Source organism: Kitasatospora sp. RG8, assembly GCF_017813315.1.
In the GTDB taxonomy this organism is placed as follows: domain Bacteria; phylum Actinomycetota; class Actinomycetes; order Streptomycetales; family Streptomycetaceae; genus Kitasatospora.
Genome location: NZ_JAGIYX010000028.1, coordinates 47,636 through 66,734, shown reverse-complemented (window position 1 = coordinate 66,734; position 19,099 = coordinate 47,636). Strand labels below are relative to the sequence as shown.

The window sequence follows — 19,099 nt, the reverse complement described above, 5'->3', positions numbered from 1 at the left end:
GACGGGGGCGGGGCCGACGCGTCTGGTGGGCATCGGTGGTGGCCTTCGGTCGGTGGCCCTGTGCGAGCCGGTGGGGGAAAGGTGCAGGTCAAGAGTGTGGCACCGGTGCACGGCCGCAGTATTGCGGCAGTGTTGCGGCCTGTTTCGTTTGGATCAGATGTGAACTCCAGCCTCTGGTACTCGTCCTGATCCGCTGTTACGTTCTGGACGCCGGCACCACCTTGGCTGCCCACCGTCAAGCCTCGCCACACCTTTGCGACGCGACTCTCACCATCTGCCATTTCACGGGGGGACCCCTCATGGACGCTTCCAGCACACCGGCCCGCGGCTTCGGCCGGGCCGCCGCCCTCGCCCTGGCCGTCGCGCTCGCGGCCACCGCGTGCACCTCGGGCGGCGGGGGGTCGGCCGACAGCGCGACCAGGAGCGAGCCTCCCCGGCAGGGTGCGATCGACATCAACGCCAAGTCGCCGGACCAGCTGCGCGACGGCGGCGAGGTGCGCTTCCCGCTGTACCAGTGGATCACCCAGTGGAACCCGTTCCAGGTGGACGGCCGCTACGGCGACGCGGTCGAGATCATGCGGGAGCTGGAGCCGAACCTCTTCACGACGGACGAGACCGGCACCTTCAAGCCGGTCACCGACTACCTGCTGGAGGCCAAGGTCACCTCGACCTCCCCGCAGGTCGTCACCTACAAGCTCAACCCCAAGGCCAAGTGGTCGGACGGGAAGCCGCTCGGCTACCTGGACTTCAAGGCCGACTGGGAGGCCAGCAACGGCAGGAAGGACGGCTACAACATCGCCGACTCCTCCGGCTACGAGCTGATCTCCGCCGTCGAGCAGGGCGCCGACGCGAACGAGGTCAAGGTGACCTTCTCGGAGCCGTACGCGGACTGGCAGAACCTGTTCCGCCCGCTGGTCCCGGCGGCCGGGATCGGTACGGCGGACGACTTCAACAAGGGCTGGATCGACAGGATCCCGGTCACCGCAGGGGCGTTGAAGGTCGGCACGATGGACAAGACCGCCCAGACCATCACGCTGGTCCCGGACCCGGCCTGGTGGGGCACCAAGCCCAAGGCGGACAGGATCACCTTCCGGGTGATGTCCCAGTCGGCGACCACCCAGGCGTTCCTCAACAACGAGATCGACTTCGCCGCGGCGGGCACCGCCACGGCGTACGCGCAGCTCAAGGACGCCAAGGACGCGGTGATCCGGTCCGCCAGCCCGTGGGACGAGGTGCATCTCTCGTTCGGCGGCGGCGGTGCGCTGGCGGACCAGAAGGTGCGTCAGGCGCTCGGCAAGGCGCTCGACCGCTCCGCCCTGATCAAGATCGCCAACAACGGCGTGCCGGTGGAGTTCAAGCCGCTCGGCAACCACATCTTCATGCCCAACCAGACCGGCTACCAGGACAACTCCGGTGAGTGGGCCAAGTTCGACCTGGCCGCCGCCAGGAAGGCGCTGGACGAGGCGGGTTGGAAGGAGGCGGGCAGCGGTCAGCCGCGCACCAAGGACGGCCAGTCGCTGACCCTGCACTTCGTGATCAACGAGTCCACCCCGCAGGCCCAGATCGACCTCGCCACCGCGGCCCAGGCGATGTGGCTGGCGGCCGGCGTGAAGGTCGAACTCGACAAGGTCCCGGCCAACGACTTCTTCACCAAGTACGTCAACCAGGGCAAGTTCGACATCGCCAGCTGGCGCAACACCGACTCGTTCCCGCTCTCCGCCAGCCTGACCAACTTCCGGCTGCCGCAGGGCGACAACGTCTTCGGCAACTACTCCAAGCTCGGCACCCCCGAGATCGACGGGCTGCTCAAGAAGGCGGCCGGCACCATCGACCCGGTGGAGGCCGCGAAGCTCTACAACCAGGCGGACGCCAGGATCTGGGAGCTGGGCCACACCGTCGAGCTGTACCAGCGGCCGACCGTGGTCGTGGCCCGCAAGGGCCTGGCCAACTACGGGGCGTTCGGCCTGGCCGGCGTCGACTACGCCAAGGTGGGCTGGGAGAAGTAGCCGCCGCGTCGGCACGGCGGGCGTCGACGGCCCGGCGGGCGCTGGCGAGCAGCGCGGTGATCACGAGGCCGGTGGTGCGGACCCGGGGAGGTCGGCTCCGCCGCCCCCGTGCTCCTGCCACCGGCCTTGACCTTCCGCGATGCCCGCAGGCCGCCCGTGTCGTGGGGTCCCCTCCGGACCCGCCCGCTTCCAACCGGGGAAGAATCTAGCGGGGTCGTCCGGGCCGCCGCGCCGTACCGCGGCGGGCGCGCCCGGAAACCCGCCGGCCTGTCACCCGGTTCGCGCACCCGGACGTCAACTCTCGCTGACGGAAAGGAACATCGGGAGAAAACGACACGCGCGGCACCTTCCGGCACGGCCCGCGCCGCGGCCCCGGAACGGCGGCGGGCACGGCCCCGGACACGGCTCCGGGTGCGGCTCCGGCCCCGCGGGTGGCCCGAGCCGCCCGGCCGCCGCAGGGCGGCCGCGCCGGTGCGTGCGCCCGGCCCGGGCCGCTGCCAGGATGCGGCGGGACGGCGCAGCCCGCCCGTCCCGGAGCCCGGAGACCCGACCATGACCAGCGAACCCGCCGCAGTCCACCGCCCGCACCACGCAGACCGGCACCCGGTGCGCCGGATGGTGCCGCGCAGCCGGGACGAGCCGCACCGGGTGGCGACCCCGTTGGAGCTCTTCTTCGACCTCTGCTTCGTGGTCGCGGTCGGCCAGGCGGGCCGCGAGCTCGCCCACGACCTGGCCGCCGGCCACTACGGCGACGGGCTCACCGGCTACGCCCTCGCGTTCTTCGCGATCTGGTGGGCCTGGATGAACTTCACCTGGTTCGCCTCCGCGTACGACTGCGACGACGTCCCGTACCGCGTCACCACGCTGGTGCAGATCGCGGGCGTGCTGATCCTGGCGGCCGGCGTGCCGCGGATGTTCGCCGAGCAGGACCTCACGCTCTCGGTGATCGGGTACATGGTGATGCGGCTGGCCATGGTCACCCAGTGGCTGCGCGCGGCGGCCAACGAGGAGGGGCAGGCGCGCGCGGTCGCGCTGCGCTACGCGGTCGGGATCACGCTCTGCCAGGTCGGCTGGGGCGTGATGCTGGTGCTGCCGCACGACGTCCGGCCGTACGTGATCCCGCTGGGCATCCTGGCCGAGCTGTCCGTGCCGGTGATCGCGGAGCTGCGCCTCCAGACCCCCTGGCATCCGCACCACATCGCCGAGCGGTACGGCCTGTTCACCCTGATCGTCCTCGGTGAGACGGTGGCGGCGGCGACCGTCGCGGTGCAGTCGGCGGTGGACGAGCACGAGGGTCTGGGCCGGCTGGTGCCGGTCGCCGTCGGCGGCCTGCTGGTCTGCTTCTCCGCCTGGTGGATCTACTTCGCCCGGCCGGTCCACGACCACCTGCGTTCCAACCGGCAGGCGTTCCTCTGGGGGTACGGCCACTACCTGGTGTTCGGCTCGGCGGCGGCGATCGGGGCCGGGCTGGAGGTGGCGGTGGAGTCGGCCGTGCACAAGGCGCACGTCTCCGAGGCTGCGGCCACCGCGACGGTGACCGTGCCGACCGCGCTCTACCTGTTCACCGTCTGGCTGCTGCACGCCAGGCACGTCAAGACCGGGGCCGAGCAGGCACTGCTTCCGGCCGCCACGGTGGCGGTGCTGGCGTGCACGGCGGCCGGCGGCTCCGGCGTCCTGGCGGCGGGCCTGGTGAGCGCGGCCACGGTCGCGCTCGGCGTGACGATGCACGCCCGCGGCGGGGCATGACCGTCCCGTCCCTGGAGGCCGTCCCGTCGCTGGAGGCCGTCCCGTCCGGGGCGGGTGTCCCGGCCGGCGTGGCCGTCCCGGCCGGACGAGGGGCGGGATCCCGGCGGCTGCCCGTCGCCGGGGTCCCCGTCGGGGGAGGGGCCGATCAGATGGTGCAGCGTCCGGTCCTGCCGGGAGAGCCAGGCCCGGTAGGCCGGGTTGGCCTGCGCCAGGTCCAGGTAGGCCGCGCGCAGCTCCCCGTACAGCGCGTCCAGGGCCGGCGGGCCGAGCGCGCGCGGCCGCCAGGCGAGCAGTAACCGGACGGCCAGCGGGTCGCCGTGCACCGGGCGGACGACCGTGCCGGGGCCGGGGGCGGAGGTCGGCTGGCAGGGCCGGACGGCCTCGCCGGAGGCGACCAGCTCGGCGGCGGTCGCGTTGTCGCGCACCTGCACCACCCGGGGGTTGAGCCCGGCCTCGGTGAAGACCCGGCGCATCGCCGCGTACTCGTGGTCGGCGGTCGGGTCGACCATCCAGGTGTCCTCGGCGAGGTCGGCCAGGTGCACCACCGGGCGGGCGGCGGCGGGGTGGCCGGCGGCGAGCGCGACGAACTGCGGCTCCCGGGCCATCAGCACCCGGTGCTCGGCGTCCGCCGGCACCCGCAGCGGGAAGCCCTCGCTCTCGTGCACGAAGGCGACGTCCAGCTGGTCGGCGGCGACCATCCGCAGCAGGGAGTTGGCGGAGACGTCGATGTGGATGGTGGTGTCCGTCTCCGGCAGCCGCTCGTGCACCCGGCGCAGCCAGGCCGCCACCGCCCGGCTGCCGACGCTGCCGATCCGCAGTCGGCGGGTCCGTTCGCCGCAGGCCGCGTCCCTGGCCTCCTGCCGGGCGGCGGCGACCAGCGCGGCCATCTCGGCGATCACCGGCCGGGCCCGGGACAGCACCGAGTGGCCGAGCGCGGTGGGCCGGCTGCCGGTCTGCTCGCGGGTGAACAGGGTGCCGCCGACGGCCCGTTCGATGCGGTGCAGCTGGGTGGTGAGGGAGGGCTGGGTCATGCCGAGGTGCAGCGCGGCCTTGCGGAGGCTGCCGCTGTCGGCGATCGCGCACAGCACCCGGAGGTGTCTCACGTCGAGCTCCACATCGGGAGCATAACGGGCGAATGGGTGGGACGCCAGGGACATGACAGGGGGCGGCCGGGGGAGGCCCACCCCTCCCGGTCCGTCCGGTCCCGGCCCCCGCCGTCCGGTACCCGGAACCCCCGCCGCCCGGGGGAGATTGGCTCGCGCTATCGCCGGTTGACATCATCCGCCGGGCCGCCGCCCTGACCGAAGCTCTGGGGCAGCAGGATTCATCCGGTGCCCCGCGGCAGGCCCCCACCCGCCGCGGCGCTCGCACAATCGGAGCCCCCACATGAACCGCATGTCGCGGACGCTTTCCGCTGCCCTCGGCCTGGCCCTCGCCGCCGGCGTCGCCGCCCTTCCCACCGCCGCCTCCGCCGCGCCCGCCTCCGGCGCCGCGGCCGTGCAGCACTACACCCCTGCGGCGGCGCAGAAGAGCGGCGGCAAGGCCGACAACCAGGCCTTCTTCGAGGCCGTGATGAAGTCGGCGCGCGCCAAGCAGGCCGCCACGCCGTTCCTCAAGGCCGTCGTGGTCACCTACGACCCCAGCAACGCGCCGTCGTTCTCCTCCGAGATAGCCCGGGCCGCCCAGATCTGGAACGGCTCGGTCAGCAACGTCCGGCTCCAGGCCGGTTCCAACGCCGACTTCTCCTACTACGAGGGCGACGACCCGAGCAACGGCTCGTACGCCAGCACCGACGGCCACGGGTCCGGCTACATCTTCCTCGACTACACCCAGAACCAGCAGTACGACTCCACCCGGGTCACCGCCCACGAGACCGGGCACGTGCTCGGCCTGCCGGACCACTACTCCGGCCCGTGCAGCGAGTTGATGTCCGGCGGCGGCCCCGGCCCGTCCTGCACCAACCCGTACCCGAACAGCGCCGAGCGGCGCCGGGTCAACACCCTCTGGCAGAACGGGCTGGCCGCCACCGCGCGCTGACCGCCGTTGCGTTCCACGCCGACCAGGCACCCCTTCACCCCGCACCGCGGTACCCCTGCGCGCTGCGCACCGCTCCACCGCGCACCGCTCCACCGCACACGCACACCGTGAGACCGCGCACCCCGCACCGCGCACAGTCCACCCGTTCACCCGTTCACCCGTTCACCCGTTCACCGCGGCCCGCCCCGGGCGGCCGCGGCCCCCGCGAACAGGAGCCCCCACGTGAACCGCATGTCCCGCACGCTCTCCGCCGCCGTCGGCCTGGTGCTCGCGGCCGGCCTCGCCGCCCTGCCCGCCACGGCCGTCGCCGCACCCGTGGTGGCGCCCGCCGCACCGGTCCAGGGCTACACCGCCGCCGCGGGCTACGCGGGCTCGGCCGCCGAGGACGCCGACAACCAGGCGTTCTACGAGGCCGTGATGAAGTCGGCGCTCGCCAAGCAGGCGGCCACGCCGTACCTCAAGGTCGTCTACGTCACCTACGACGCCAGCAGCGCGCCGACCTTCCGCAACCAGATAGCCCAGAGCGCCCAGATCTGGAACAGCTCGGTCGGCAACGTCCAGCTGCGTTCCGGCTCGGCCGCCGACTTCCGCTACTACGAGGGCAACGACTCGCGCGGCTCGTACGCCAGCACCGACGGGCACGGCCGCGGGTACATCTTCCTGGACTACCAGCAGAACCGGCAGTACAACTCCACCCGGGTCACCGCCCACGAGACCGGGCACGTGCTCGGCCTGCCGGACCACTACTCCGGCCCGTGCAGCGAGCTGATGTCCGGCGGCGGCCCCGGCACCTCCTGCACCAACCCGTACCCGAACAGCACCGAGCGCAGCCGGGTCAACTCCCTCTGGGCGCGCGGCTGATCCACCGCCCCGGTACGCAACGGCCCGGCCGCCCCCGTGGGTGGCCGGGTCTGTCGGTGCCGCGTGCGAGCATGCGGGCGAGACCCGTCCACCGACCGCGAGGTGCCGTCCGCCATGCCGCTCCCCGTCCCCGACCGCCTCTCCGACCTGCCCTACGCCCACCTGCTGACCCCGCACAGCGGGCCGCTGCGCAGCGACGAGCGCTACGACACCGTGCACTTCGACGGCGGCGAGTACACCGACCAGCGGGCCGGTGGCGCGACCTTCCTGGAGTGCGCCTTCACCGGCGTCGCGCTGAGCGGGGTCAAGCTCCGCCAGGCCCGCTTCAACGAGGTCTGGGCGCAGGCCGGCCGCTGGGTGGGCTGCGACCTCAGCGAGTCCGAGTGGCAGGACAGCACGGTCACCGGCGGCGTGCTGGCCGGCGTCTCCGCCCACGGATCGGCGTTGCGTCGCACGGTCTTCCGCGGCTGCAAGCTGGAGGCGGTCAACCTGCGTGCGGCCGTCCTGCGTGACGTCGTCTTCGAGGACTGCCTGCTGCGCGACGTGGACTTCGGCGACGCCCGGCTGACGGACGTCTCCTTCCCCGGCACCACCCTGGAGGAGGTCCGCCTGCGCGGGGCGAGGCTCAGCAAGGCCGACCTGCGCGGCGCCGTCCGCCTCGGTCTGCCCGACGGCCACCAGGGCCTGAAGGGCGCCGTCATCAGCTCCACCCAACTCCTCGAACTGGCGCCCCAGTTCGCCCACGCCCTGGGCATCACCGTGAAGGACTGAGCCCGGGCGTTCAGCCGGACGTCGCCCGGTGACGACGGGGCGAACACTCCGCCAACCCTGACGAGGCCCTCTGGTGGGGAGGTCCGGCGGGGTGGAGGATGCTGCGCGATCGGGGGCCCAACTTGTGTGCACAACATCGCCAGCGAAGGGACGGGCCGGGCTGATGGCCGAGCTGAGTCGTAGGAAGTTCGTCGCACTGTCGGGAGCGGCGGCGGCCGGTCTGGCCGTGGCCGGGACCACCGGCGCGGGGGCGGCACCGGGCACGCCCGCCGCCGCGCCGTCGGCGGCGCTGTCGCAGACCGGCACCATCGCGGACGCGCAGCACGTCGTCATCCTGATGCAGGAGAACCGCAGCTTCGACCACTACTTCGGGATGCTGCGCGGCGTGCGCGGCTTCGCCGACCGCAGCGCGATCCAGATCGCCGGCGGCTACAGCGTCTTCAACCAGCCCAACGGCCTGGGCCGCCAGTACCCGTGGCAGTTCAGCCTGACCAAGCCCGCCGGCGGGGCCGACCCGGAGCGGCTGGCGCAGTGCAACGGCGACCTCGCGCACGGCTGGAGCGACCAGCACACCGCGTGGAACGGCGGCAAGCTGGACTCCTGGGTCCTCGCCAAGGGCAACGTCCGCACCCTGGGCTACCTCACCCGCCAGGACATCCCGTTCCACTACGCGCTCGCCGAGAACTGGACCGTCTGCGACGCCTACTTCTGCTCCGTCCTCAGCGCCACCGGCCCCAACCGCACCTACCACTGGTCCGGCCAGATCGACCCGGACGGCAAGGCCGGCGGCCCCGCGTACGACGGCGGCGACGAGAAGGGCCTGCGCTGGCAGACCTACGCCGAGGCGCTGGAGAACGCCGGCGTGAGCTGGAAGGTCTACCAGAACGCCGCCGACAACTACGGCGACAACGCGCTCGCCTACTTCACCCAGTTCAGCTCCGCCCCGGCCGGCAGTCCGCTCGCCGTCAAGGGCATGGGCTCCGTGCCGAAGGCCACCGGCCGCACCCCGGACGACATCGTCGCCGCGATCAGGGCCGACGTGCTGAACGGCACCCTCCCGCAGGTCTCCTGGATCGTGCCCAACCAGGAGGTCTCCGAGCACCCGTACGCGACGCCGGCCGACGGCGCGCACTTCGTCCACAACGTGATCGACGCCCTCAACGCGAACCCGGACGTCTTCAACTCCACCGTCCTCTTCCTCAACTACGACGAGAACGACGGCTTCTTCGACCACGTCCCGCCGCCGGCCGCCCCGGCCGGCACCCCCGGCGAGTTCTACGGCGGCAAGAACCTCGGGCTGGGCTTCCGCGTCCCGATGATCGCCATCTCGCCCTGGACCCGCGGCGGCTGGGTCGACTCCGAGGTCTTCGACCACACCTCGGTCCTGCGCTTCCTGGAGAAGTGGACGGCCGCCCTCGGCAAGCCGGCCACCTGCCCCAACATCAGCGACTGGCGCCGGAAGGTCTGCGGCGACCTCACCGGCCTCTTCGACTTCGCCAACCCGGTCTACGGCCTCCCGGCGCTGCCCGACACCTCGCAGACCATCGGCCTGTCCGCGTGCGGCCCGCTGCCCAACCCCGCCCCGGTGAACAACCAGCTCCCGCTGCAGGAGTCCGGCACCCGCCCCGCGCGTGCCCTGCCGTACCAGCCGAACGCCAACCTGGACCACCTGGAGTTCGGCTCGGCCGGGGCGATGAAGGTCTGGATCAGGATGGAGAACGCGGGCGCGGCGGCGGTGAAGTCGGCCCACTTCGCCGCGTACGCCAACGCCTACCGCGGCGGCGGCCCCTGGCAGTACACCGTCGACCCGGGCGGCAACACCAGCGACTTCTTCAACTGCGGCACCGGCTTCGGCGGCGGCCCGTACGACCTCTCGGTGGTCGGCCCCAACCGCTTCCTGCGCCGCTTCAAGGGCGACGCCACCAAGGCGGGCAAGAACGCGGCCGTCACCGCCTCGTACGCCGTCGAGCCCGGCACCGGCAGGCTCGCGGTCTACTTCAAGCTCGCCAACACCGGCGCCACGCCGCTGACCTTCACCATCGCCTCCAACAACTACCGCACGGACGGCCCCTGGACGTACCAGGTCCCGGCCGGCGGCAGCGTCACCGACTTCTTCAACGCCGTCGCCTACACCAGCGGCTGGTACGACTTCACCGTCACGGTGGACGCCGACACCACCTGGTCGCAGCGGTTCACCGGCCACCTGGAGACCGGTACGGCCAGCGTCAGCGGCTGAGCCCCTCCGCCGCGGGCCCCGGCGAACGTCCGGGGCCCGCGGCCCGGGGATGCGCTCCTCCCGTCCCGGTGTGAGAGTGGGGGCAGCCCGGTATTCGTCCGGAGGAGGAGTCATGGGCATTTTCGACAGGTTCCGCCACAAGACGCACGACGCCTCCGAGGAGGCCAGGTCCTCCCTCGGCGGGAGCCACGAGCAGGACACCACCGCGATGACGGACCCCGCCCAGCGCGCCGCCCTCGCCCACGACGAGGCAGCCGACGCCTTCGGTCCCGAGATCGAGAAGGCCCGCGAGGCGCAGGAGGCGGCAGGCGTCAGCGACCGGGAGGCCGAGGAGCGGGCCCGGGAGGACATGACCGCCGAGGGCGACCCCTGGGACTGACCCGGAGGTCGCGGCCACGCGGGGGCCGCAGCCGTGCGGTGACACACCAGGGGGCGCGCCCGCCACGGGCGCGCCCCCTCGTCACGCCCGTGGCGGCAGCGGCGGACGCCGCAGGTCCGGGCGCGGGGTGTCCTCCGGCGGCGGCGCGGCGGCCGGCGCGTCCTCCAGCAGGTCCAGCGCCAGCCGCACCGCCGTGACCAGCTCGACGTGCCGCCCGCGGGCCCAGTCCTGCGGGGTGCGCAGCACGTGCACGTCCGGCTCCACGCCGTGGTTCTCCACCGACCAGCCGAGCCCGCCGGTGAACCAGGACGCGTTCTTCGGCACCGAGATCTGCGTCCCGTCGCCGAGCGTGTGCCGCCCGGTCATGCCGACCACCCCGCCCCAGGTCCGGTTGCCCACCACCGGGCCCAGCCCGAGCAGCTTGATCGCGGTGATGATGACGTCCCCGTCGGAGCTGGTCGCCTCGTCGGCGAGCGCCACCACCGGCCCGCGCGGCGCGTCCCGGGGCCAGCGCACCGGCTGCCGTCCGCGGCTGAAGTCCCAGGCCAGCACCCGCCGGGTGAGTTTCTCCAGCACCAGTTCGGAGACGTTGCCGCCGGCGTTGCCGCGCACGTCGAGGACCAGCGCGGGCTTGTCCATCTCCCGGCGGACGTCCCGGTTGAACTGCGCCCAGCCGGAGCCGCCGAGGTCGGGGATGTGCAGGTACCCGCACCGGCCGTCGCTGAACTCCCGGACCAGGGTCCGGCGTCTGGCCACCCAGTCCTGGTAGCGGATGGGCCGCTCGTCGGTCAGCGGGGAGACGGAGATCCGGCGGACCGGGCCGTCCGGGCCGCTGCGCAGGGTGAGCTCGACGGTGGTGCCGCCGGTGCCGGCCAGCAGCGGACCGGGGCCGCGGACCGGGTCCAGCGGGCGCCCGGCCACCGCGAGCAGCTCGTCGCCGTCGCGGACACCGTGGGTGGCGAGCGGGGCCCGGGCCCGGGGGTCGGAGGACTCGCCGGGCAGGACGCGGTCGACCAGCCAGCGCCCGTCGGCGGCGCGGCGGGCGTTGGCGCCGAGCAGCCCGAGCGGCTGCTGCGCGAGCGCGGGCCCCTCGCCGCGCCGGGACGGGGTGACGTACGCGTGCGAGGTGCCCAGTTCGCCGAGGAGTTCGCGCAGCAGGTCGGCGAAGTCGTCCGGGCCGGCCACCCGGTCCAGCAGCGGCTGGTACTGGGCGACCAGCGCGGGCCAGTCCAGGCCGCACATCCCGGCGTCCCAGAACTGGTCCCGGACGATCCGGGCCGCCTCGCCGAACGCCTGGCGCCACTCGGCGGCCGGGTGCACGGTGTGGGTGATCCGGCGCAGGTCCACGGTGGTCCCGGCGGAGGGGGCGTTGACCGGGACGATCCGCAGGGTGCCGGCGGAGTAGACGGCCACCGAGCCGCCGTCGCCGGAGACGGCGTAGCCGTCGAGTCTGTCGGCCAGCGTCGAGCGGCTGCCCCGGGCCAGGTCGAAGTACTCCAGGGAGGGGCGTCCGGAGGTGTCGTCGGGGTTGGTGAAGGTCTGCCCGAGGGTGCCGGAGATCGGCCAGCGCAGCCAGAGCAGCCCGCCGCGCACGGCGTCGGTGGCGGAGTACTTGGAGGCGATCACCGGGAACGGGAGCAGCCGCTCGCCGATGCCCTCCGGGTCGACGTGGACGGTGCCGTCGCCGCCGCCGTCGCCGCGCGGGCCGCCGTCCTCGGCGGGCGCGGCGAACGGGGACGGGGTGTCGGCGGCGAGCGGGACGAGGTAGGGGCGGCAGCCGAGCGGGAAGGAGAGGTCGCCGGTGTGCACGTCGTGGACCGGGTCGAAGCCGCGCCAGGAGAGGAGGGCCAGGTAGCGGCCGTCCCGGGTGAAGACCGGCTGCTCGTCCTCGAACCGGCCGTCGGTGACCTCGGTGATCGCCGTGTTCGCGTCGGCGCGGGTGAGCCGGATCCGGCGCAGTGAGCGGCCGGCCACCGGCTGGGACCAGGCGATCCAGCGCGAGTCGGGGGAGAAGCGGGCGCCGGAGACCGGGCCGTGGCCGGAGGCGGCCAGTTCGCGGACGGCCCCGTCGGCGGTGGCGACCAGCAGCAGCCGGCCGTCGGAGGCGGCGGCGGCCAGGAGGGTGCCGTCGGGGGCCGCGGTCAGTTCCAGGACGCGGCCGAGCAGGCCGCCGGCCAGCAGCCGGTGCCCCGGCCGGCCGGGGGCCTGTTCGTGCCCGGGCAGCGGCACGATCTCGACCGCGTCCTCGCCCTCGGCGTCGGTGATCCAGCAGGCCTCGCCGGTCTGCCCGAGCACCACGGGCAGCCGGGTGCGCACGCCCGGGGTGTCGGCGAGGGCCCGGGCGGGGCCGTCGCGGTGGGTCAGCCAGTACTGGCTGCCGCGCACGGTGACCACCCCGGCGCGGCCGGTCCGGTCGCAGGCGAGGTCCTTGACGTGCGAGGCGGCGCTCACCTGGTAGGGCCGGCGGCCGGCCCGGGCGCCGCCGAGCGGGACGTGCAGCCGCTGCGGGGCGGGGGCGTCCAGGCTCTCCAGCAGCCAGAGGTCGCCGGCGTGCTGGTAGACGATCCGGCTGCCGTCGGTGGCGGCCTCCCGGGCGTAGTAGGAGGCGTGGTCGGTGTGCCGGCGCAGGTCGGTGCCGTCCGGGCGGCAGGAGTAGACGTTGCCGACGCCCTCGTGGTCGGAGAGGAAGGCGATCCGGTCGCCGTCGGCCGAGGCGACCGGCATCGGGGAGGCGAAGTGCCCCCGGTGCCCCTCCAGGACGCGCTCGCCGTCCACCCAGAGCCGCCCGGTGGCGCCGCCGCGGTAGCGCTTCCAGGCGGCCGGTTCGTGCGGGGCGGTGCCGGTGAGCAGCACGGTGTGCGCCCGGCTCATCTGGGCGTCGCCGACCGGTCCCCAGGGCATCCGGCGCCCGGGCGAGCCGTCCGGCGGCAGGGCGTGCGCCCAGGTGTAGTGGCCGAACGGCTCGTGGAACGAGGTGACGGCGAGCAGCTCGCCGTCGGGCAGCCAGCCGCGCAGCCGGGTGTCCTGGCTGCCCCAGTGGGTGAGCCGGACGGCGGCGCCGCCCTCCACGGGGGCGGTCCAGACCTCGGGGGTCAGCGCCTGCCAGCCGGTCCAGCCGAGGGTGCGGCCGTCGGGGGAGAGCCGGGGGTGGCTGACCCGGGTGCGGTCGCAGCTGACCCGCCAGGCGCGGCCGACGGTGCCGTCCGGGGCGAGCGGCGCCACCCAGACGTCGTCCTCGGCGGTGAACGCCAGCAGGCCCCCGCGCAGGTGGGGGTAGCGGAGGTAGCCGGGCGACGTCACCTCTCCATGGTTCGACGGGGTGTCACGCCCGGCAACCGGACACCGTGCCGCGACCGGCCCCGGTGGGCGTCCAGCCGGTCTGGACCATTGACACCGCACCGGCGGATCCACTTCAGTGGTCTAGTCCAACTAGGGTGCGCGGTCGGGCCGAACCCCCACTGGCACGACCTTGCCGTGCCCTCGGACGTCCCCCACGATCCGCGCCCCCGCAGGAGTCCCCCGCATGCGCAGAACACCCGCACCCGCACCCGCCGGCCGCCGCCCCCGGACGCTGCTCGCCGCCGGCACCGCCTCGGCCGTCGCCGCCGCCACCATGGCCGGCCTCGCCCTGGGTCTGGCGCCCACCGCCTCGGCCGGGGAGTTCCTGGTCAACGGCGGCTTCGAGAGCGGCGCCCTGGGCCCGTGGAGCTGCACCGGCGGTACCGGCAGCGTCGTTGCCGGCCAGGCCCACGGCGGCGGTTACGCCCTCGCGGCGGCCGCCTCGGCGAGCGACACCGCCCAGTGCACCCAGACCGTCGCGGTCGCCCCCAACACCACGTACACCTTCAGCGCCTGGGTCAAGGGCTCGTACGTCTACGTCGGCGTGAACGGCGGCACCAGCACCTGGACGCCCGGCACCGGCGGCGCGTACCAGAAGCTCAGCGTCGGCTTCACCACCGGCGCCACCCAGACCAGCGCCACCGTGTACACCCACGGCTGGTACGGCCAGGGCACCTACTACGCGGACGACCTCTCGCTGGACGGCCCGGGCGCGCCCACGCCCACCGCGACGGCCTCCCCGACCGTCACCGCCTCGCCCACCGCGACCCCGACCGCGACCGCCACCCCGACGGCCACCGCCACCCCCACCGACACCGCCTCGCCGACCGCGCCGCCCACCGGCGGCCACTCCCTGGTCGGCTACCTGCACGCCAGCTTCGCCAACGGCGCCGGCTACACCCGGATGGCCGACGTCCCCGACTCCTGGGACTTCGTCAACCTCTCCTTCGGCGAGCCGACCTCGGTCACCTCCGGCGACATCCGGTTCAACCGCTGCCCGGCCGCCGAGTGCCCGACCGTCGAGTCCGACGCCGACTTCAAGGCCGCCATCGCCGCCAAGCGGGCCAAGGGCAAGAAGGTGCTGATCTCGATCGGCGGCCAGAACGGCCAGGTCCAGCTCACCACCACCGCGGCCCGCGACACCTTCGTCAGCTCGGTCTCGGCGATCATCGACAAGTGGGGCCTGGACGGCCTGGACATCGACTTCGAGGGCCACTCGCTGTCCCTCCAGACCGGCGACACCGACTTCAAGAACCCGACCAGCCCGGTCGTCGTCAACCTGATCTCCGCGCTGAAGACGCTCAAGGCCAAGTACGGCCCGAACTTCGTCCTCACCATGGCGCCGGAGACCTTCTTCGTCCAACTCGGCTACCAGTACTACGGTTCCGGACCCTGGGGCGGCCAGGACCCGCGCGCCGGCGCCTACCTGCCGGTGATCCACGCCCTGCGCGACGACCTCACCCTGCTGCACGTCCAGGACTACAACTCGGGCTCCATCATGGGCCTGGACAACCAGTACCACTCGATGGGCGGCGCCGACTTCCACGTCGCGATGACCGACATGCTGCTCAAGGGCTTCCCCGTCGCGGGCAACACCGCCAACGTGTTCCCGCCCCTGCCGGCCTCCAAGCTCGCCATCGGCATGCCGGCCACCACCAACGCGGGCAACGGCTACGTCGCCCCCGCCGAGGTCGACAAGGCCCTCGACTGCCTCACCAAGCTCGCCAACTGCGGCGGCTACGTCCCCAGGGCCGGCGCCCAGCCGAACCTGCGGGGCCTGATGACCTGGTCCATCAACTGGGACCAGTTCGGCGGCCGGGAGTTCTCGAAGAACTTCGACGGCTACTTCCGCCGCTGACCCGCCCCCGCCGGGCGCCGGACGGTCCCTCCCCACCGTCCGGCGCCCGCCGGAGTCCCGCCTCAGGGCCCGGTCCGGACCGCCTCCAGGTACTCGGCGATGGCGTTCCGGTTGCGGGTCAGGAACTCGATGCGCCGGGTCATGCCGGTGAGCTCGCCCTCCAGGGTGGCGATCATCTCCGGGGTGGCGTCCGGGAAGTGGATGACCCGGGGCCTGTTCAGGCAGGGCAGGATCTGCTTGATGATCCTGGTCGGCAGCCCGGAGTCGAGCAGGCCCCTGATCTGCAGCACCCGGTCGACGGAGGACTCGTCGTAGGAGCGGTAGCCGTTGGCGCAGCGCCCGGCGACGATGAGCCCCTGCTCCTCGTAGTAGCGCAGCAGCCTCCGGGACGCGCCGGTCCGCTCCGACAGCTCTCCGATGCGCATCCGACTCCCCCTCGTGGCCGGGCTTGACCTTCACATCAGTGTGATGGTTCGAGCATAGCCGTCATGTCGACCATCGAACGTCCAACAGCCGTGGAACCACGGACACTTCCCGTGCCGGCCCTGCTGGCGCTGGCCACCGCCGTCTTCGTCACCGCTCTCACCGAGACCCTGCCGGCCGGCGTCCTGCCCGCGATGAGCGCCGACCTGGGCGTCAGCGAGTCCGCCATGGGCCAGTCGGTCACCGTCTACGCGATCGGGACGGCGGCCACCGCCATCCCGCTGACCTCGGCCACCGCCGGCTGGCGGCGCAAGCGGCTGCTGGTCGCCGCGATGGCCGGGTTCGCCGTCGCCAACACCGTCACCGCGCTCTCCGGCCAGTACGCGCTGACCATGGCGGCCCGGTTCGCCGCCGGGGTCGCGGCCGGGCTGGCCTGGGCGCTGCTGGCCGGGTTCGCGCGACGGCTGGCGCCCCGGCACCTCCAGGGCAAGGCGATCGCGATCGTCATGACGGGCATCCCGGTGGCCCTCTCGCTGGGCGTGCCCGCCGGGACCTTCCTGGGGCGGGTGCTCGGCTGGTGGGTGGTGTTCCTGCTGATGACGGCCCTCGCGGTGATCGTCGTCGGCTGGATCGCCGCCACCGTCGCCGACGCGCCCGGGCAGCGGGCGGAGGGCCGCACGCCGGTGCTGCGGGCGCTGTCCGTCCCCGGGGTGATGCCCGTCCTCTTCGTCACCCTGGTCCTCGTGCTGGCGCACACCGTCCTGTACGCGTACGTCGCACCGTTCCTGGACGGGGTCGGCATGGGCGGCTCGACCGACGTCGTCCTGCTGGTCTTCGGCGCCGCCTCCCTGCTCAGCATCTGGATCACCGGCGCCTGGATCAACCGGCGGCTGCGCGCGCTGACCATCGCCGCCGTCCTGCTCGTCGCCGTGGCCGCCGCGGCGCTCGCCCTCCTGTCGGGCAGTCCGGCCGTGGTCTGTGCGGCCGCGGCCCTCTGGGGGCTCGGCTGGGGCGGCGCCCCGACCCTGCTGCAGACCGCCGCCGGCCAGGCGGGCGGCGAACAGGCCGACGCCGTCCAGGCGATGCTGGTCACGCTCTGGAACGCCGCGATGGCCGCCGGCGGCGTGGTCGGCGGGATCCTGCTGGACCGGTACGGGGCGGGCTCCTTCCCCTGGACCGTCCTCGCCCTGCTGCTGCCCGTCCTCGCCGTGGTCACCGCCGCCCGCACCCACGGGTTCCCGGCCCGCCGCGGGTGAGCCCCGGCAACCGGCCGGGATATGACGGCCTATCATCGGCGCATGCCCACCGCAGAGTTGATCCGCATCGTCTCCCGTTCCTCGCCGATGGCGCTCGCCCAGGTCGAGCGCGTGCGGGCCGAGCTCGCCGCCCTGCACCCGCGGGTGCGGACCGAGGTGGTCCCGGTGACCACCTCCGGGGACCGCTGGATGGGGGACCTCGCGCGGCTCGGCGGCAAGGGCGCCTTCACCAAGGAGGTGGACGCGGCCCTGCTCGCCGGTGAGGCGGACCTCGCCGTGCACTGCCTGAAGGACGTTCCGGCCGACCGCCCGCTGCCGGCCGGCACCGTCTTCGCCGCCTACCTGCGCCGCGACGACATCCGTGACGCCCTGGTCCACCCCGGTGGCGGCACGCTCGACGAGCTGCCGCCGGGGACGCGGATCGGCACCTCCTCCGTCCGCCGCCGCGCCCAGCTCGCCGCCTCCCACCCCCACCTGGCCTGCGTGCCGATGCGGGGCAACGCCAACAGCCGTCTCGCGAAGCTGGCGGCCGGTGAGGCGGACGCGCTGCTGCTCGCGGTCTCCGGGCTGGAGCGGATCGGCGAGCAGGCCCGGATCAGCGAGATCCTGTCGTCCGAGGCGATGTGCCCGCCGATCGGCGCCGGCATCCTCGCCCTGCAGTGCCGCGAGGAGGACGCCGCCACCATCGAGGCGGTGACCGGCCTCGGCGACCACCCGACCTGGCGCGAGGCGAGCGCCGAGCGGATGTTCCTGCACGTCCTCCAGGGGCACTGCAACTCGCCGATCGCCGGCTACGCCAAGGCCGAGCCGGACGGCCGCCTCTCGCTGCGCGGGCGGGTCTTCTCCGCGGACGGCAAGCAGGTGCTGGACGCCCACGAATGGGCCGGCTCGCTCACCCCCGAGGACCTCGGCACCGCGACCGCCCTCGCGCTCAAGCGGCAGGGGGCGTCCGAGCTGATCGCCGCCATCCCGCACTGAGCGGGCGGGCGGCGGGCGCCGGCGCAGACGCGCGCCGGCGCGGCCGGCCCGCGCGGACGGGGTGCGGCCGCGCGGTTCCCGTGGAACGCCGGAAGGCCCCTTGCTCTCGCAAGGGGCCTTCCGGCTGTCTGTGCGCCGCCAGGGACTCGAACCCCGGACCCGCTGATTAAGAGTCAGCTGCTCTAACCAACTGAGCTAGCGGCGCCTGCTGACGTGGAGAACATTACCTGGTCAGCAGCCGAAACTTCCAATCGGGCCCGCCCGGCCCCCACGTCCTCACGGGGTGAGGACGACCTTCCCCCGGACGTGCCCGGTGCCGACCAGCCGGTGCGCGTCCGCGGCCCGCTCCAGCGGGAAGGTGTCGGCGATCTCCAGCCGCAGCCCGCCCGCCTCCCAGAGCTCGACCAGCTCGCCCAGCCGGGCCGCCGTCCGCTGCCCCCGCAGCGTGCGGAGCCCGAGCCGCTCGGCCGTGGCGTAGTCGACGACGGTGCCGATCCGGTCCCGGTCGGCGACCAGCTCGACGGAGGCCTCCAGCGCGCCGCGCCCGGCCGCGTCGAAGGCGGCGTCCACGCCCTGCGGCGCCACCGCCCGCACCCGCGCGGCCAGCCCCTCGCCGTACGTGACCGGGATCGCCCCCAGCTCGCGCAGGTAGGCGTGGTTGCGCTCGCTCGCGGTGCCGATCACCGTGGCGCCCCAGGCGCGGGCCAGCTGGACGGCGACCGTTCCGACCCCGCCGGAGGCGCCGTGCACCAGCACGGTCTCGCCCGGTCCGACCTTCAGCTCGCTGAGCCCGATGTGCGCGGTCTGCCCGGAGGCCGAGAGCGAGCCCGCCTGTTCCCAGGGCATCGCGGCCGGCTTGGCGACCAGGTGGGAGGAGTCCACCGTGACGTGCTCCGCGTAGCTCTGCAGCAGCCGGAAGCCCAGGACCTCGTCGCCGACCTCCCAGCCGAAGCTGCCCGCCCCGAGCTGGTCGACCACCCCGGCGAACTCGTTGCCCGGCACCACCGGCAGCTCGACCCGCACCCCCGGGGGCGACCAGCCCTCCCGGACGGCGAGGTCGGCGGGCTGCACCCCGGCCGCGTAGACCCGGACCCGGACCTCGCCCGGTCTGGCGGAGGGGGTGGGCACCTCGGTCACCCGGAGTACCTCGGGGCCGCCGAAGCGGGGGACGGTCACTGCCTTCATGCGGAGTTCCTGCCTCTCTGTCAG

13 protein-coding genes, 1 tRNA gene and 1 pseudogene are annotated in these 19,099 nt (G+C 73.8%); 10 read left to right on the top strand and 5 right to left on the bottom strand.

Annotated features, from left to right (window positions below; translation table 11 throughout):
• Window positions 1-299 precede the first annotated feature (299 nt).
• On the top strand, window positions 300-2,006 hold the full coding sequence (locus J5Y04_RS31885; RefSeq protein WP_209415875.1) for an ABC transporter family substrate-binding protein: 1,707 nt from the start codon (window positions 300-302) through the stop codon (window positions 2,004-2,006).
• A gap of 552 nt (window positions 2,007-2,558) precedes the next feature.
• The gene (locus tag J5Y04_RS31880) at window positions 2,559-3,752 is read left to right on the top strand and encodes a low temperature requirement protein A (protein WP_245205836.1); all 1,194 of its coding nucleotides are present in this window, start codon (window positions 2,559-2,561) and stop codon (window positions 3,750-3,752) included.
• Between the two features lie 281 nt (window positions 3,753-4,033).
• On the opposite strand, the pseudogene J5Y04_RS31875 reads toward J5Y04_RS31880, so the two are convergent.
• A pseudogene (locus tag J5Y04_RS31875) lies at window positions 4,034-4,909 on the bottom strand (LysR family transcriptional regulator); the annotation flags it as partial.
• 229 nt (window positions 4,910-5,138) lie between these two features.
• Here J5Y04_RS31875 and snpA (J5Y04_RS31870) point away from each other — a divergent pair.
• The 5 genes from snpA (J5Y04_RS31870) (at window position 5,139) to J5Y04_RS31850 (ending at window position 10,036) form a co-directional block, all read left to right on the top strand.
• Window positions 5,139-5,789, top strand: a complete 651-nt coding sequence (gene snpA / locus J5Y04_RS31870; RefSeq protein WP_374106153.1) for a snapalysin — start codon at window positions 5,139-5,141, stop codon at window positions 5,787-5,789.
• A 231-nt stretch (window positions 5,790-6,020) separates the two neighbouring features.
• Entirely contained in the window at window positions 6,021-6,650 is a 630-nt protein-coding gene (gene snpA / locus J5Y04_RS31865; RefSeq protein ID WP_209415928.1) for a snapalysin, read from the top strand.
• Window positions 6,651-6,764: 114 nt separating this feature from the next.
• The gene (locus tag J5Y04_RS31860) at window positions 6,765-7,421 is read left to right on the top strand and encodes a pentapeptide repeat-containing protein (protein ID WP_209415874.1); all 657 of its coding nucleotides are present in this window, start codon (window positions 6,765-6,767) and stop codon (window positions 7,419-7,421) included.
• A gap of 163 nt (window positions 7,422-7,584) precedes the next feature.
• A complete protein-coding gene (locus J5Y04_RS31855) occupies window positions 7,585-9,657 on the top strand; it encodes a phosphocholine-specific phospholipase C (RefSeq protein ID WP_209415873.1) in 2,073 nt (690 codons plus the stop codon).
• A 112-nt stretch (window positions 9,658-9,769) separates the two neighbouring features.
• Window positions 9,770-10,036, top strand: a complete 267-nt coding sequence (locus tag J5Y04_RS31850) for a hypothetical protein (RefSeq protein WP_209415872.1) — start codon at window positions 9,770-9,772, stop codon at window positions 10,034-10,036.
• 81 nt (window positions 10,037-10,117) lie between these two features.
• Here J5Y04_RS31850 and J5Y04_RS31845 read toward each other — a convergent pair whose 3' ends face one another.
• The gene (locus J5Y04_RS31845; RefSeq protein ID WP_307853391.1) at window positions 10,118-13,336 is read right to left on the bottom strand and encodes a S41 family peptidase; all 3,219 of its coding nucleotides are present in this window, start codon (window positions 13,334-13,336) and stop codon (window positions 10,118-10,120) included.
• Window positions 13,337-13,559: 223 nt separating this feature from the next.
• On the opposite strand from J5Y04_RS31845, the gene J5Y04_RS31840 reads away from it, so the two are divergent.
• Window positions 13,560-15,233 (top strand): carbohydrate binding domain-containing protein, encoded by a 1,674-nt coding sequence (locus J5Y04_RS31840; RefSeq protein WP_209415871.1) that lies wholly within the window; start codon window positions 13,560-13,562, stop codon window positions 15,231-15,233.
• A 62-nt stretch (window positions 15,234-15,295) separates the two neighbouring features.
• Here J5Y04_RS31840 and J5Y04_RS31835 read toward each other — a convergent pair whose 3' ends face one another.
• Window positions 15,296-15,658, bottom strand: a complete 363-nt coding sequence (locus tag J5Y04_RS31835; protein WP_209415870.1) for a MerR family transcriptional regulator — start codon at window positions 15,656-15,658, stop codon at window positions 15,296-15,298.
• Between the two features lie 63 nt (window positions 15,659-15,721).
• Here J5Y04_RS31835 and J5Y04_RS31830 point away from each other — a divergent pair, with 63 nt between their 5' ends.
• Both J5Y04_RS31830 and hemC read left to right on the top strand, forming a co-directional pair.
• Complete coding sequence (locus J5Y04_RS31830; protein ID WP_209415869.1) at window positions 15,722-16,912, top strand: MFS transporter; 1,191 nt, start codon at window positions 15,722-15,724, stop codon at window positions 16,910-16,912.
• A 42-nt stretch (window positions 16,913-16,954) separates the two neighbouring features.
• Window positions 16,955-17,890 carry a hydroxymethylbilane synthase gene (hemC, locus tag J5Y04_RS31825; protein WP_209415868.1) on the top strand — a complete coding sequence of 312 codons (936 nt, stop codon included), beginning with the start codon at window positions 16,955-16,957 and terminating at the stop codon, window positions 17,888-17,890.
• Window positions 17,891-18,021: 131 nt separating this feature from the next.
• Here hemC and J5Y04_RS31820 read toward each other — a convergent pair.
• A tRNA-Lys gene (locus tag J5Y04_RS31820) sits at window positions 18,022-18,095 on the bottom strand.
• Between the two features lie 71 nt (window positions 18,096-18,166).
• A complete protein-coding gene (locus J5Y04_RS31815) occupies window positions 18,167-19,075 on the bottom strand; it encodes an NADP-dependent oxidoreductase (RefSeq protein WP_209415867.1) in 909 nt (302 codons plus the stop codon).
• Window positions 19,076-19,099: the final 24 nt, after the last annotated feature.